General features: G+C 69.9%; 14 protein-coding genes. 2 read left to right on the plus strand and 12 right to left on the minus strand.

The window, feature by feature from the left end; translation table 11 throughout:
* Window positions 1–969 precede the first annotated feature (969 nt).
* From OV427_RS05455 to OV427_RS05480, 6 genes are all read right to left on the minus strand, one after another.
* Window positions 970–2808, minus strand: a complete 1839-nt coding sequence (locus tag OV427_RS05455; protein WP_267855045.1) for a GspE/PulE family protein — start codon at window positions 2806–2808, stop codon at window positions 970–972.
* A gap of 72 nt (window positions 2809–2880) precedes the next feature.
* Window positions 2881–3612 (minus strand): uroporphyrinogen-III synthase, encoded by a 732-nt coding sequence (locus OV427_RS05460; RefSeq protein WP_267863369.1) that lies wholly within the window; start codon window positions 3610–3612, stop codon window positions 2881–2883.
* 42 nt (window positions 3613–3654) lie between these two features.
* Entirely contained in the window at window positions 3655–4596 is a 942-nt protein-coding gene (gene hemC, locus OV427_RS05465; protein ID WP_267855046.1) for a hydroxymethylbilane synthase, read from the minus strand.
* A complete protein-coding gene (gene hemA / locus OV427_RS05470) occupies window positions 4593–5918 on the minus strand; it encodes a glutamyl-tRNA reductase (protein WP_267855047.1) in 1326 nt (441 codons plus the stop codon). The genes hemC and hemA overlap by 4 nt, the downstream gene beginning before the upstream one ends.
* Before the next feature lie 2 nt (window positions 5919–5920).
* The gene (locus tag OV427_RS05475) at window positions 5921–6742 is read right to left on the minus strand and encodes a cytochrome C assembly family protein (RefSeq protein WP_267855048.1); all 822 of its coding nucleotides are present in this window, start codon (window positions 6740–6742) and stop codon (window positions 5921–5923) included.
* Between the two features lie 69 nt (window positions 6743–6811).
* Window positions 6812–7270, minus strand: a complete 459-nt coding sequence (locus tag OV427_RS05480) for a hypothetical protein (protein WP_324289930.1) — start codon at window positions 7268–7270, stop codon at window positions 6812–6814.
* Window positions 7271–7373: 103 nt separating this feature from the next.
* Here OV427_RS05480 and trxA point away from each other — a divergent pair, with 103 nt between their 5' ends.
* Window positions 7374–7703, plus strand: a complete 330-nt coding sequence (gene trxA, locus OV427_RS05485) for a thioredoxin (protein ID WP_267855050.1) — start codon at window positions 7374–7376, stop codon at window positions 7701–7703.
* A gap of 57 nt (window positions 7704–7760) precedes the next feature.
* On the opposite strand, the gene OV427_RS05490 is transcribed toward trxA, so the two are convergent.
* Window positions 7761–8465, minus strand: coding sequence for a polyphosphate kinase 2 family protein (locus tag OV427_RS05490; protein WP_267855051.1), 705 nt, complete (start codon window positions 8463–8465; stop codon window positions 7761–7763).
* A gap of 177 nt (window positions 8466–8642) precedes the next feature.
* Here OV427_RS05490 and OV427_RS05495 point away from each other — a divergent pair, with 177 nt between their 5' ends.
* Window positions 8643–8978, plus strand: coding sequence for a hypothetical protein (locus OV427_RS05495; RefSeq protein WP_267855052.1), 336 nt, complete (start codon window positions 8643–8645; stop codon window positions 8976–8978).
* A gap of 155 nt (window positions 8979–9133) precedes the next feature.
* On the opposite strand, the gene OV427_RS05500 is transcribed toward OV427_RS05495, so the two are convergent.
* The 5 genes from OV427_RS05500 to mreC all read right to left on the minus strand — a co-directional run bounded on the left by OV427_RS05500 (window position 9134) and on the right by mreC (window position 14382).
* The gene (locus OV427_RS05500; protein WP_267855053.1) at window positions 9134–9763 is read right to left on the minus strand and encodes a PilZ domain-containing protein; all 630 of its coding nucleotides are present in this window, start codon (window positions 9761–9763) and stop codon (window positions 9134–9136) included.
* Between the two features lie 99 nt (window positions 9764–9862).
* Complete coding sequence (rodA, locus tag OV427_RS05505; RefSeq protein ID WP_267863370.1) at window positions 9863–10990, minus strand: rod shape-determining protein RodA; 1128 nt, start codon at window positions 10988–10990, stop codon at window positions 9863–9865.
* 7 nt (window positions 10991–10997) lie between these two features.
* On the minus strand, window positions 10998–13034 hold the full coding sequence (gene mrdA / locus OV427_RS05510) for a penicillin-binding protein 2 (RefSeq protein WP_267855054.1): 2037 nt from the start codon (window positions 13032–13034) through the stop codon (window positions 10998–11000).
* Window positions 13031–13525, minus strand: coding sequence for a hypothetical protein (locus OV427_RS05515; protein ID WP_267855055.1), 495 nt, complete (start codon window positions 13523–13525; stop codon window positions 13031–13033). Before OV427_RS05515 ends, mrdA begins: the two co-directional genes overlap by 4 nt.
* A complete protein-coding gene (mreC, locus tag OV427_RS05520; protein WP_267855056.1) occupies window positions 13522–14382 on the minus strand; it encodes a rod shape-determining protein MreC in 861 nt (286 codons plus the stop codon). The genes OV427_RS05515 and mreC overlap by 4 nt, the downstream gene beginning before the upstream one ends.
* Between the last annotated feature and the right edge of the window lie 22 nt (window positions 14383–14404).

Raw genomic sequence — 14404 nt, forward strand, 5'->3', positions numbered from 1 at the left:
CTCATCGATGCTCCCGTCGCAGTTGTCGTCGAGCCCGTTGCACGCTTCCGGCGGTGCCGTGCATGTGCCGGACCAGTGACCGCCGGCACACGTCTCCGTGGAGCCAGGGCATACGCCCCCGCCGGGGCTCTGGCATGCGCGCGTGAGGGTGTTGGTTCCCTGATTCGGCGCGTCGTGACGACGCCGTCCCGATCGTCGTCGCAGTCGTTGCAGTCTTCAGGGGCGGGATCATCCCGCGTGCACACCCCTACCGTGCCGTCGGTGTTGCACCACCGCTTCGCGGAATACCCACCGCAATCATCGGCGCAGGCCAGATACCGCGTCTGGGGCGCGATGTAGCACTGGAATTGCCCGCCGATGCACTGAACCGTGCCGAGGCAGCCGTTCTGCAGCGGATCACACGCGCCCAGAGGGGCGACGTCCTCGTCAATCTGGCCATCACCGTCGTCGTCACACCCGTTGCAGATATCGTCCTTGGTCTTGTAGGCCGAGCACGAGCCGCCGACCACGTTCCCTTCCCCATCACAGGTCCGGTAGCCCGACCGGCCACACACCGAACAGGCGACCGTGGATTGGCCTGTCGGCTCGCATTCGCTCCAGTATTCGTTACAGGTCATCACTCCCTTGCAGGAGGGAGTGAACTGGCAGCTCTGAGTGCCACCTTGAGGAAAACAGGTCGCCTGGGCCCCGCTCGCGAGCAACACCAGCAGCATGGAGCAACCCATCACCAGGATGGTGCTCAAGGATTGAAGTCGTCTGTTCATCGGCTTTGGACTCGCAGGCTTCCTTGGATGGCCTCGGCGGGCGCACGGGCCGCAGGACAGCCGGGGCTCGGCGGCGCGGACGTGTAGCCCACCCGAAGCGAGAATGTCCATTGCTTGACAGACATGGCGGGCAACGACGCACCCCCGGTAAAACCAGGCCTCGGCGCGTCCTGCAACCAGCTGGCGGGCAGCGGCCCGCCACGGCTCAGACGGACGTCATCCGCACCACCTCGTCGAAGGCGGTGAGGCCCTGGGCCAGCTTGCGCACGGCGGCCTCGCGCAGGGTGCGCATGCCGGAGCGGCGGGCCGCCTCCACCAGCTTGTCGTAGGGCGCCTCGCGGGAGACGAGGTCCCTCAATTCACCGCCGCAGGTGACGATTTCGAAGACGCCGGTGCGGCCCACGAAGCCGGTGCCCCGGCAGCGCACGCAGCCGGCGCCCTTGAGCAGCCGCACCCCACCCGGCAGCAGCGGCAGCGGCGCCTGGAGCGCCAGCAATTCGTCCGGAGTGAGTGTCGACTCCTCCGCGCAGTGGCTGCACACCCGCCGCAGCAGGCGCTGGGCCATGACGCCCAGGAGGCTCTGCGCGAGGAGGAAGGACGGCACGCCCAAGTCGCGCATGCGCGCCACCGCGCCCAGCGCGTCGTTGGTGTGCAGCGTGGAGAGCACGAGGTGGCCGGTGAGCGCGGCTTGAATCGCGTTCTCCGCCGTCTCCGGGTCTCGAATCTCGCCCACCATGATGACGTCCGGGTCCTGGCGCAGGATGTGGCGCAGCGCCCCGGCGAAGTCGAGCCCCGCCTTGGGCTGCACCTGCACCTGGTTGAAGGCGTCCCACACCATTTCGATGGGGTCTTCAATCGTGACGACGTTGACGTCCGAGCCGGCCAGCGCCTTGAGCGCGGAGTACAGCGTCGTCGTCTTGCCGCTGCCCGTGGGGCCGGTGACGAGGATGAGGCCGTGCGGCCTGTCAATCCACGACTCGAAGGCGCCCTTCTCGTCCTGCTCGAAGCCGAGCTGGGCGATGTCCTGCACCAGCGTCTCCGGGTCGAAGATGCGGATGACCACCTTCTCGCCGAAGGCGGTGGGCAGCGTGGACACGCGAAGCTCCACCTCGCGGCCGTCGCGCTCCGTCTTGATGCGGCCGTCCTGCGGCTTGCGCTTCTCGGAGATGTCGATGCGCGCCAGCATCTTCACGCGCGAGACGATGGGCGCGTGCACCTGCGCCGGCAGCGTGTACACGGGGTGCAGCACACCGTCGATGCGCAGCCGCACCAGGCTGGTGGCGCGCTTGGGCTCCAGGTGGATGTCCGAGGCGCGGTTGTCGAAGGCGTAGCGCAAGAGGTAGTCCACCGCCTGCACCACGGGCTTGTCGGACGCCTCCAGCTCCTGCGTGCCGCTGAGCGACACGAGCTGCTCGAAGTTGGAGACCTGCGCCCCCACGGTGGCGCCGAAGTCGTCGGCGGCGCGCGCCAGCGTCTTGTTGAAGCCGTAGATGTGGGCAATGGACTTGAGGATGTCCGACTTGGCGCACAGCACCGGGTCCACCGGCATCCCGGTGAGGCGGTGGAGGTTCTCGAAGAGCTCGCGGTCGAACGGGTTGGCCACGGCCACCAGCAGCCGGCCCTGCTCGGTGCGCTCCAGCGGCAGCAGCACGTGCTTCTGCGCGTAGGGCCGGGACACGGTGCGCGTGGCCATGGCCATGTCCAGCTTCAGCGGGTCTATCTTCCGGTAGGCGATGCCCGCGGCGCGCGCGGCGACCTCGGTGACGCGGTCCTCGTCCAGCGTGCCGCGGCCGTTGGCCAGCGGCACCTGGAAGATGGCCACCACCTCCACCGGCGACACGTCGTAGCGCGCGGCCTCCTTGCCGTTGCCCCCCTGCGCCTTGAGGACGCGGGCGCGCGCGGCGGACTCGCGGGCGAGCACCTCCTGCGCCTGCTGGGGCGACAGCAGCCCCTGGGCCACCAGCGCCTCCAGCACGAAGAGCGTGGTGAAGTCATCGCGTCCCCTCGAGGGGATGCCGCCCGCGCCGCTCAGTGCCTGTGCCAAGCCCGTCTCCTTCTCCACCCGCGGCAGTACATCACCCCTTCCTTCTGGAGTGCGCACCGCGGGGAGAGCAGCCTAGCCGCGAACCGCCCGGACGGCGGCATCCACCAGCGCCTCCATCGTGGGGCGCTCCGCGACGGCGGCCGGGGGCACCCCCAGGCGCTCCAGGGCGGCGGCGGTGGTGGGGCCAATCGCCACCACGCGGGCGGCGCCCAGCTTGTCGCGGCCCACCTCCTCCAGGAACACCTCCGCGGTGCGCGGCGAGGCGAAGAGCGCCACGTCCAGCGGCGCCTCCTCCAGCAGCGCCAGGGCCTCGGGCGGCAGCGGCGCGGGCGTGGAGCGGTAGGCCGTCACGCGGGTGACGAGCACGCCCACCTCCCGCAGCCCGTCCTCCAGCTCGCGCCGGCCCTCCTCGGCGGCGGGCAGGAGCACCTCGTCGCCTGGCTGGAGCCCCTCCTTGATGGCCTGGAAGAGGGCCTCGCCGGTGCCCTCCTCCGGCTCCGCCGCCACGTCCAGGCCGAAGCCCTCACAGGTGCGCGCGGTGCGGGGCCCCACGGCGGCCACCTTCACGCGGCGCAGCCGGTCCATGGTGCCGGCCTCGCGCAGCGCCTCCATCAGCGCCTCCACCGCGGACGGGCTGGCGAACACCACCCAGCGGTAGCGTTGAATCTGCTCGGCCGCGGACGCCAGCGGGCGCGGGTCCTCCGGTGGCCGCAGCTCCAGCAGGGGCACGCTGAGCACGTCAGCGCCCTCGTCCTCGAGGAGGAAACACAGCTCCTCGGCCCGCTCACGCGGGCGCGTCACCAACACTCGGATGCCTTCCAGTCGCCGTTCCACGCGCGCGGCAGTCTAGGACTCCCGGGCCTCCGCGCGGCGAGCGAAATCACGCAGGATGTCCGCCGCGCCACGCGAGAGCAGGTCGTCCGCCAGGGACTCGCCCAGCTCCCCGGCGCGCTCCACCGGGCCGCGCACCTCGCCGCGCACCACGTGGGTGCCGTCCGGCCGGCCCACCAGCCCGCGCAGGTGCACGGTGCCGCCGGACACGGTGGCATGGCCGGCCAGCGGCACGGTGCAGCCCCCTTCCAGCTTCGCCAGCAGCGAGCGCTCGGCCGTCACCGCGATGCGCGTGGTGGCGTCCTCCAGCGGAGAGAGCAGCTCGCGCACGCGCGCGTCGTCGGTGCGGCACTGAATCGCGAGCACGCCCTGCCCCACCGCGGGCAGGCTCACCTCGGTGGGCAGCACCTGGGTGACGACGCCCTCCAGGCCCAGCCGCTTCAGCCCCGCGTACGCGAGCACCGCGCCGGAAAGCCCCAGCTCCTTCGTCTTCGCCAGGCGCGTCTGCACGTTGCCGCGCAGGCTGACGATGTCCAGATCCGGCCGCCCCGAGCGCAGGATGCAACTGCGGCGCAGCGAAGACGTGCCCACGCGCGCGCCCTGGGGCAGCGTGTCCAGTGTCAGCCCGCCCAGGCCACAGAAGGCATCACGCGGGTCCTCGCGCACCGGCACCGCCGCGAGCATCAGCCCGTCCGGCAGCACGGACGTCATGTCCTTCAGGCTGTGCACGGCCAGGTCGGCGCGGCCATCGAGCAGGGCCTGCTCGATTTCCTTCACGAACAGCCCCTTGCCGCCGACGGCGGACAGCGGCGCGCCCAGGAAGCGGTCGCCCTCGGTGGTCATCTCCACCAGGGACACCTCGAGCCCGGGGTGACGCGCCTTCAGGAGCGCGCCCACGTGGCGGGCCTGCCAGAGCGCCAGCGGACTCTGGCGGGTGGCGATGCGCACGGCCTTCATCGATTGGCCCCCGTGGCGGACTGGGCGGTGGGGAGCTCGGCGGGAGCGGCCGCGGCGGCGGGCTCCTCTCCCTCCAACAGTCCGAACAGCTCGGCGGCGGCGCCGGCCAGCCGGTTGCCCTCGCCCTCCGGGCCCACGGCGCGCAGGCGCGAGGTGGGCTCATGCAGCAGCTTGTTGACGATGGCGCGCCCCATGGCCTCGATGCTCTTGCGTTGCTTGTCGTTGAGTCCGTCGCCCAGCGCACCCAGCGTGCGCTCCACCTCGGCGCGGGCAATGGCCTCCGCGCGCTGGCGCAGGCGGGCCAGCACCGGCGTGCCCTCGCGCAGGGCGCGCTCCTTGACGAAGCGGGCCACCTCCTGTGCCACCAGCACGCCCGCCTTCTGCGCCTCCTCGGCGCGCGCCGCGGCGTTGTCCGCGACGAACTTCTGGATGTCGTCCACGTCGTACGCGTGCACCCAGTCCAGCTGGCCCACGGCCGGGTCGATGTCGCGCGGCACCGCCAGGTCCACCATGAACAGCGGCCGGCCCCTGCGCGCCCGGCCCACCGCGCCGACGTTCTCCTTCGTGAAGATGGGCACCGGCGACGCCGTGCTGCACACCACCACGTCCGCGGCGGCGAGCAGGGCGAACAGCTCCTCGAAGGGCCGCGCCGTGCCGCCCACCTCCACCGCCAGCGCTTCCGCGCGGGCCAGGGTGCGGTTGGTGATGAACAGCTTCGTGGCGCCCGCGCCCTTCAGGTGGCGCGCGGCCAGTTCGCCCATCTCCCCCGCGCCCACCACCAGCACCGTCTTGCCGACCAGGCCGTCGAACACCTTGCTCGCCAGCTGCACCGCCGCGGCCGCCATGGACGTGGACGCGCGGCCGATGGCCGTCTCCGTGCGCACGCGCTTGGCGCAGCTGAAGGCCGCCGCGCACGCGCGCGTCAGCTCGCCGCGCACTGCGCCCGCACCCTGGCCGCGCTCGAAGGAGTCCTTCACCTGGCCGAGGATCTGGGCCTCGCCCAGCACCATGGAGTCCAGGCTGCCGGCGACGCGGAACAGGTGCACCAGCGCGTTCTCCCCGCGGTGCTCGTACAGGTGCTCCAGCGCCTCCGGGCCGCCCAGCGACTGCAGCTCCGCCACCACGCGCTGGCGCGCGAGCACGGCGTCCGGCGCGGAGAGGTACACCTCCACGCGGTTGCAGGTGGACACCCAGAGCGCCTCCACGGGCGCCTGGGCCAGCCGTTGGACGACCTCCACCTGCCGGGACTCGGACAGGGCCAGCCGCTCACGGACCGTCAGGGGCGCCGTGCGGTGGGACAGGCCGATGCAGATGAGCTCCATACTCAGGGCAACCTCATGGCCGCGGCCGTCGGCACCGCCAGGTCATAGGAAGACAGGAAGGACACCAGCACGAGGCAGAAGCCGGCCATGGTGAGCAGCGCCACGCGGCGCCCGCGCCACCCCGCGAAGATGCGCGCATTCACCAGCGCGGCGAAGACGCCCCACGCCACCACCGTCGCAATCGACTTGCCGTCCCAGTGCCAGCCCAGGTCCGGCGTGGTGGTGACGAAGAAGGCCCCGGTGGCCAGCGTCACCGACAGCGCGATGAAACCCCACACCACGAGGCGCCGGTTGAGCGTGTCCAGGAACTCCAGCGAGGGCAGGCGCGAGAAGAGCAGCCCGAAGCGCTTCGCCTTCACCTGCCGCTCCATGAGGATGTACATGACGCCCACGCCCGCGGCCACGGCGAACGCTGCCAGCCCCAGCAGCGCGAGGGTGATGTGCAGCGGCAGCAGAGGCTGGCGGACGCCCGGCGGCAGCGGCGACTGGCCGCCCTGTATCAACAGACCCGGTATCAACACCGTCACCGCGAGGGGCGTGAGGAACGCGCCGATGACGGGCCGCTTGTAGCGCACGTCCAGCGCCAGGAAGATGGCGAGCAGCAGGAAGGCGAGCGCGGAGAAGCCCTGGGCCAGTCCCACCGGCCGGCCCTCCTGGACGCCGAGCAGTTCGAAGAGGGCCACGCCGTGCAGCGCCAGCCCGCCGCCCACCAGCACGCGGCCGAAGGTGGCCAGCACCTCGTTCTGGCGGACCAGGTAGGCGAGGTAGACCACCGCGGCGATGCCGTAGGCGTGGCAGGCGAGTGAGACGAGCGTATGGCTCATGGGCACAGGCTCTTAACCACCGAAGCCGGGCGATTCAGCCCGGCTTCTCGTGTCTGAAGACGGGCGGTATCAGCCCATCTTGTTGAGGATGAAGGCGGCCAACAGGTCCGCCTCGGAGTCGGGCTTCTTCGCCCCTCCTTCCGGACGGGGCGCCAAGGCCACCTCCGTGACATACCCCGGGACCACTTCGTAGGCGTTGTCCCCCACCAGCACCGAGTCGGCCATCTGCTCGGCCCCCAGGCGGGCGAGCTGCTCGTCGGTCTTCACCCTGGCCACCAGCCCCTGGCCGTCCTCGCCCGATACGAGCTGGACGAAGTGCACCGCGGGGGTGAGGGGGAAGGTCACACCTCCCTCCGCCATCACCACCAGCTTGCCCTCGCGCAGGTCTGCTTTGTCCGCCAGTGCCCACTCCTCGAGCTGGGTCTGGGGCAGGAAGAGCTTCGTCACGCCCGCCAGCTTACACCACCCTCCCCTGGCGCGGGGGGACGTTCGGGGAATTGGGTTGAAACGCCCCCGTTCCATCCGCATCTGTCCGGCCAGATGGGCTGATGCCCGGCCCGTTCTTGCAGGGCCACCGGACGCGTACTAGACGACGCGCCGAATGGCCGGAAGTGGGCCCGAAGGAGACATCATGGCTGGCGACAATGTGACGAACGTCGGGGACGGTGACTTCAACCAACAGGTGCTGGAATCCCAGCAGCCCGTGCTGGTGGACTTCTGGGCCACCTGGTGCGCGCCGTGCCGGGCCATTGCCCCGGCCATCGACGCCCTGGCGACCCAGTTCCAGGGCCAGGTGAAGTTCACCAAGCTCAACATCGACGAGAACCAGGACACCCCGCAGCAGTACGGCATCCGGTCCATCCCCACGCTGCTCATCTTCAAGGGCGGCAAGGTGGTGGAGCAGATTGTCGGCGCGGTGCCCAAGGCCCGCATCGAGGCGGCCCTCCAGAAGGCGCTGTAGTCGCCCGGGGCCCGTGCACGCGGGAGGGCCCCTGCCCGCCCGCGTGCCGCCCCAGCCTCAAGCCTCCAGCAACGCCACGCAGCGGCGCAGCACCTCCAGGCGCGCGTAGCGCTTGTCGTTGCCGGGCACCACGTGCCACGGCGCGTCCGGCCGGTGGGTCTGGTCCAGCATGTCCTGGATGGCGCCCTCGTACTTCCCCCACTTCGAGCGGTTGCGCCAGTCGTCCGGGCCCAGCTTGTAGCGCTTCGTGGGGTCATTCTCCCGCGCGCGGAAGCGCTTGAGCTGCGTCTGCTTGTCGATGTGGACGAAGAACTTCGCCATGCGCACGCCGTCGTCGGTGAGCATGCGCTCGAAGGCATTGATTTCAGCGTAGGCGCGCCGCCACTCGGCCGGCCGGGCGAGGCCCTCCACCCGCTCCACCAGCACCCGGCCGTACCAGCTCCGGTCGAACATGCAGACCTCGCCCGCCCCCGGCGTCCTCGCCCAGAAGCGCCACAGGTAGTGGTGCCGCTTCTCCTCCTCGGACGGCGCGCCAATGGGCCAGACCTTGTAGCCGCGCGGGTCCATCAGCGACGTCAGCCGGCGGATGGCGCCGCCCTTGCCCGAGGCGTCCCAGCCCTCGAAGACGAGCACCGCCCGCCGCTTCGCCAGGTACGTCTGGATCTGCAGCTGGAACGCGCGCTCCTGGAGCACCGCCAGCTCCTTCTCATACGACTCGTCGTCCTCCACGGAGACGCTCAGGTCCACCGCGCCCAGTGACACCGTCCCCGGAGGACTTACGGGAAATACGTATCCGTGTTCAGTCTTGTCATCAATTTTCTGAAAACGTTTACGAGTCACGACAGACCCTCCAAGGTTGTATTGACAGCGATGACTTCAACCGCCAAATAGGCACATAGCAGTGTTTGTCTTCATCAACTGTTTTCACATGGAGTATTCATGGCACGTCCTCGCAAAGAATTGTCCAACGTCCCGCTGACGCCAGCCATGGTGAACTGGGCGGAAGCTCTGGGAGACGCCATCGGACGGGGAATGCTGCGTGCGCTCAACACGGGCATGCCGTCACTGGGTGGCAATGGTGCAAGTCACAACACGATGACGGCGGGTCGCCGCCGCGGCCGTCCGCCCAAGATGCTGGCGGGCGGGAACACGGTGTCGGCGGACCGCCGCTGTACCGTGGATGGCTGCACGCGTGAGCAGCGCTCGAAGGGGCTCTGCTCGGCGCACTACCAGGCGGAGCGTCGCAAGCAGCTGTCGGGCGGCAAGTCGGCCTGATTCATGACGCACGCGGTTCACGCCCACGGCCCTGGGCGAGCCGCATGTGTCACGCCCCCGGCGCCCCCACACCCCTCTTGCGCGCCAGGGAATTCCAGACGACTGTGCCTGTATCACTGTCACTTTCCATGCTCACCGAAGTGATGAGCCTGGCCCTACCCGCCCTGCCAGGGATCTGCGGCGGAGGTGGTGGCCTTGAGCAATTCCCAGGCGGCCAGCACATCCACCACGCGTTCCAATTCATTGGGAAGTGAGCGGGCCCGCTGAGACTTCAGGTATTCCTCCGCGAAGGTGCGCAGGCGCATGCCCACGAAGAGGCGCGCCAGCGCCACCTCCGTCTGCCCGCTGAAGTCGATGAAACGGATGCCGAAACCGGTGCGGCCCTCGGGCCCGGTGGAGCGCTCCTCCCGGACGATTTCCGCGCGTGCCAGTACCGGCGCGGCCCCCGGCTCCAGCGAGAAGCGCACGCCCAGCACCGTGCCCATCGGCAGGTAGAAGGTGCTCTCCAGGAAGGCCCCGCTGACGCTGACGTTGACGGACGTGAAGCTCGCGGCGAAGCGCCGCCCGCCCTCACCGTCCACCCACACCTCGAAGCGCGTGGCCAACTGGGCGCGGGGGAACTGCCGGTGCTCGGCCTCTCCCTGGTTCATCTCGATGAGGGGCGCGGCCGGCTGGCGCGCCTCCAGGGCGCCTCCCGCGGGGCGCGTTTCCTTCACCACTGCCGGCGCCTCGGTCACCGGCGCGCGAACCGTCACACTGGCCTTCTGGGCAACCTTCCTCTGCATGCGCGACCTCCACCTGCCCCGGAAGCTACCGCCTTCCCGCCTGGAAGTTGAATTTCAGGCGGGCCGCACACCGGCCCCGGTGGGACGCAGCCGTAAGGCTCAGAACATGTGACGGCGCATGCTGATGTTCACCAGCAGGCCGATGCTGAGCATGACGGACAGCATGGAGGAACCGCCGTAGCTCATCAGCGGAAGGGTGATGCCCGTCACCGGGAGCATGCCAATCACCATGCCGATGTTCTCGAACACCTGCCAGAACAGCATGGCCACCACGCCCACCGCGACGAAGGCGCCGAACCTGTCCCGGGCACTGAAGCCCACCCCCAGGCCGAAGATGAAGATGGCGCCATAGAGTACCAGGAGCAACGCGCACATCACGAAGCCGTGCTCCTCCGCCCACACGGAGAAGATGAAGTCCGTGTGCTGCTCGGGCAGGAAGCGCAGGCCCGTCTGGGTGCCCTCGCGCCAGCCCTTGCCGGAGACGCCGCCAGAGCCCACCGCGATTTTCGACTGCGCCGCGTGATAGCCGCTGCCGCGCAGGTCCGCCTCCGGGTCCAACCACCCGGAGATGCGCTGGCTCTGGTGCTTCTTCAGGTAGTGCCGGACGATGGTGGGCCGCGGCTCCGGCACCTCGCGGATGTAGTCGTTCCAGATGATGATGGCGCCCGCGAGGATGCCCGCCACCAGCGTGGCCACGAGGTACCAGCGCACCTTCCCGAACAGGATGACGGTGAGCGAGGACAGGCCAATCATCAGCGCGGTGCCCAGGTCCGGCTGCACCAGCACCAGCACGAAGGGCACGCCCACGACGAGCAGCGGCTTCCACAGCCGCACCAGGCCATAGGACGGCTCGTTGGGCCGGAAGTCGTCGTGGTAGACCTTGGCCAGCATCAGCACGACGCCAATCTTCATGAACTCCGCCGGCTGCAGGCGGAACGGGCCGATGACGAACCAGCTCTCGGCGCCCTTGGCGGTGTGGCCGATGACGCGCAGGGCGAGCAGCGCCACGATGTTGGCGACGTAGATGGGCAGCGCCATGCGCTGAATCCACCGGTAGTCCACCAGGCACACCACCAGCACCGCCAGCAGGCCCACCCCCAGGTACAACGTCTGGCTGGACCAGACGGGCGCGAGCGGCGGACGCGAGGCCGAGGCCAGGTTCCAGATGCCCAGCAGGCACACCCCCAGCACGCAGATGATGAGGCCCCAGGGGATGTGGGGCACCATCCGCCGCTCAATCCGGAGTTGCACGTGTCACGTCCTCGTCGTCACCCGGCAGCTCGGCCGGCGGCAGTACGCCCCGCGTCAGCGCCGCCTCGTCCACGCTCGGCGCGCGCGACAGGGACGGCGTGTAGGGCTGGTTGGGACGCGGCGGCGGCGCCGTCGCGTCCTGCTTCTTCAAGTCGAAGTACTTCTGGATGACGGCCATGGCCGTGGGCGCCGCGTCCGCGCCGCCGTGGCCGCCGTGCTCGTTGAGGACGACAATGGCCAGCTCGGGCTTGTCCGCCGGGGCGAAGCCCGCGAACCAGGCGTGGTCTCGCTCGAAGAAGCTCATCTGCTGCGTCTTCACGCGCACCGTTCCCAGCCGGGCCACCTGCGCGGTGCCCGTCTTGGCCGCCACCTGCATGTCCTTGTCCTGGATGCCCGCCATGCGCGCGCGGTACGCGGTGCCGCCCGGCTCCTGCGCCACCTTCACGAGGCCTTCAATCACGGCCTTGCGGTGCGCGGCCGGGATGTCCACCCGGCGCACCACCTCCGGCTTGAACTCCTCGACGACTTCACCGTCCAGGTTCTCCAGCCGCTGCACCAGCTGCGGCTTGAACAGCGTGCCGCCGTTGGCGATGGCCGCGTACACGAGCGCGAGCTGCAGCGGTGTCACGTTGTCGTCGCCCTGGCCGATGGCGCTGTTGAGCGCCATGCCCTTGGTGTAGCCGCCGGGCGACGCCTTGTCGTGGTACGTGCTGGTCGGCATGATGCCCGGCACCTCGGCCACCACGTCGATGCCCGTGGGAGCGCCCAGGCCCAGCGACTTGCCCATCTCACCGATGGGGTCCAGGCCGATGGTGTCCGCCACCTTGTAGAACCAGGTGTCGCAGGACGTCTTCATCGCGTTGTAGCCGTCCATGTGCCCGTGGCCGCTGTCCTTGTGGCAGCGCCACACGCGCGCGCCCAGCCGGTAGCCGCCGGGGCACATCACCGACGTCTCCGGGCGGAACGCGCCGGACTTGTAGGCGGCCAGCTGGGTGACGACCTTGAAGGTGGAGCCCGGGCTGTAGTGCTCGGCGGCCACGCGGTTGATCATCGGCTCCAGCGGATCCCTGGACAGAAGGGCCATCTGCGCCGGCGTCACGCGGCCGGTGAGCAGGTTGGGGTCGAAGCCCGGGCGGGACACCAGCGCCTTGATGAAGCCGGTGTTGACGTCGATGGCCACCACCGCGCCCGTCACGCCCGGGAAGGCCCGCTCCGCCTCCTCCTGGAGACGCATGTCGATGGAGAGCACCAGGTTGCTGCCCGCGCGGGGCTGCACCACGGCGTTGTCGCCCAGCTTGATGTTGAGCTCTTCAATCGTCTGGCCGCGCGCGTTCACCACTTCCTTGCGCACGCCGTCCGTGCCGCGCAGCCGCTGCTCGAAGTAGCGCTCCAGGCCGCGCCGGCCGATGTAGTCGCCCAGGGCGTACTTCGCGCCGTCGGCGCTGAGCCGCTCCAGCTCCTCCTGGGTGATTTCATTCATGTAGCCCAGCACGTGCGACAGCACCGTGTTGGTCCGGTAGAAGCGGTGGGGCACGGGCGCCACTTCGACGCCGTCGAGGATGTCGCGGCGGGCGGCGAGCCGGTCGTACTCGTCACGCGTGAGGTCCACGCGCACCGGCACCGGCTGGAAGGGCGCGTTGCGCCGCCCCATGCGCACCGTGTCCTCCACCTTCTTGCGCTGGTCGGCGTCCCACTGGAGCAGCTCCGCGAGGCGCGGAATCACCTGCTCGAAACAGTCCGTGCAGAAGGCCGGCGTGACGAAGGCGTCGAAGGACGGACGGCTGTCCACGAGGATGGTGCCGCGCGCGTCCTTGATGACGCCGCGGTCGGCGCGCAGCCGCACCTCCTTCACGAAGTTGGCCACGCTCTTGGCGGAGTACTCCTCGCCCCGGGTGATTTGCAGCCGGTAGAGCTGGATGGACAGCATGACCAGGCCCAGCGACATGGCGAGGCCCAGCCACAGGAAGCGCCGCTTCAGCTCGCGGCCCGGCGTCGTATTGCCCAGCGTGGGAGGCGTCACCGCAGCAACCCCGTCTGACGTTCCTGATTCGCCTCGAAGCGGCGCAGCAGGGGGAAGAGCGCCAGCGCCGCGGCCCCCGTCAGCACCACCTGGAGCGGCAGTCCCGACAGGGACGCGCTGCCGTCCTTCACCGTCAGCCACGTGAAGAAGGTGGACAACAGCGAGTGCCCCACGTCCGCGCCCATGGCGAACAGGGCGAAGGACATGGCGCCGCGCACGTCCACGAAGGTGGCGACCAGCCGGCCCACCAGGAAGGTCAACACGGCGAGGAACGTGAAAAGGCCCGTGGGCTGGCCGCTCATGAGGTCCAGCAGGTAGCCCACCGCGAAGGCGGAGAAGGCCCCCTCCAGCAGCGTGGCGCGCAGGGCCAGGAACGCCACCAGCACCACGGTGACGTCAATGCGGCCGAGCACCAGGCCCGCCTGCTTCACCACCACCGACTCCAACGTGAGCAACGCCAGCGCGAGGCCCACCGTCACCAGGAACTTCATTTCGACGCGCCCTCCGCGGTGCTGCCCGGCGCCATGGCGCTGTAGGGACTGCCCACCACCAACACCTCTTCCAGCTTGCTCGTATCCACCGCCGGGACGATGTCCGCACCCTGGAACATGCCGTGCTCCTTCTTCTCCAGGTTCGTCACCCGACCCACCACCACGCCCGGCGGGTAGATGCCGTCGGTGCCCGCGGTGATGATGAGGTCGCCGTCCTCGACGTCCTCGGTGCGCAGCATGTTCTCCAGCTTGAGCGGACCCGCTCCCGTCCCCGCCGCCGTGCCGCGCGCCCGCGAGCGCTGCACCCGCACCGCCACCCGGCTCTGCGGGTCCGTCACCAGCGCCACGTCCGCGTAGCCGCCCGTGGCGCGGATGACCTGCCCCACGATTCCGTCCGGCGTCACCACGGACATGCCGCGGAACACGCCGTCCTTCTCACCACCGCTGATGCGCACCGACAGGAGCTTCGCCACCGGATTGACCCCCACCACCCGCGCCGGAATCTCCGGCCCGGACTCCGCCTCCGCGTAGCCGAGCAGCTTGCGCAGCCGCCCGTTCTCCGCGCGGGACTCGCCCAGCGACTGCACGGCCGCCCGCAACTGGAGGTTCTCCAACCGCAGCGCGTCATTCTCCTGCCGCACCCCGCGCAAGTCGAGGTACCCGCGCACCGCCGCCACCGAGCCCTCGATGGAGGTGGTGAGCAGCTGCTGCACGGGTGACGACAGGGCGATGACGGCCCTGTCGATGGGATTGGGGTCCCTGCCCTTCCGCCCGCTCAGCAGGAAGGCGAGGAGCGGGTAGAGCAGCAGGACGCCCACGATGAGGGGGCGGCGGTACCGCTTGAGGAGCGACAGCAAGGGGCAGTAATCCCTGGGTGCG

Origin of the sequence: Pyxidicoccus sp. MSG2 (genome assembly GCF_026626705.1) — a bacterium.
GTDB lineage: Bacteria > Myxococcota > Myxococcia > Myxococcales > Myxococcaceae > Myxococcus.

Coding starts and splice junctions, on each gene's coding strand:
- hemC (WP_267855046.1), bottom strand. CDS start 4,596: ATGAAGGCCGTGCGCATCGCCACCCGCCAGAGTCCGCTGGCGCTCTGG.
- hemA (WP_267855047.1), bottom strand. CDS start 5,918: ATGGAGCTCATCTGCATCGGCCTGTCCCACCGCACGGCGCCCCTGACG.
- OV427_RS05475 (WP_267855048.1), bottom strand. CDS start 6,742: ATGAGCCATACGCTCGTCTCACTCGCCTGCCACGCCTACGGCATCGCC.
- OV427_RS05480 (WP_324289930.1), bottom strand. CDS start 7,270: ATGCGGATGGAACGGGGGCGTTTCAACCCAATTCCCCGAACGTCCCCC.
- trxA (WP_267855050.1), top strand. CDS start 7,374: ATGGCTGGCGACAATGTGACGAACGTCGGGGACGGTGACTTCAACCAA.
- OV427_RS05495 (WP_267855052.1), top strand. CDS start 8,643: ATGGCACGTCCTCGCAAAGAATTGTCCAACGTCCCGCTGACGCCAGCC.
- OV427_RS05500 (WP_267855053.1), bottom strand. CDS start 9,763: ATGCAGAGGAAGGTTGCCCAGAAGGCCAGTGTGACGGTTCGCGCGCCG.
- rodA (WP_267863370.1), bottom strand. CDS start 10,990: ATGGTGCCCCACATCCCCTGGGGCCTCATCATCTGCGTGCTGGGGGTG.
- OV427_RS05515 (WP_267855055.1), bottom strand. CDS start 13,525: ATGAAGTTCCTGGTGACGGTGGGCCTCGCGCTGGCGTTGCTCACGTTG.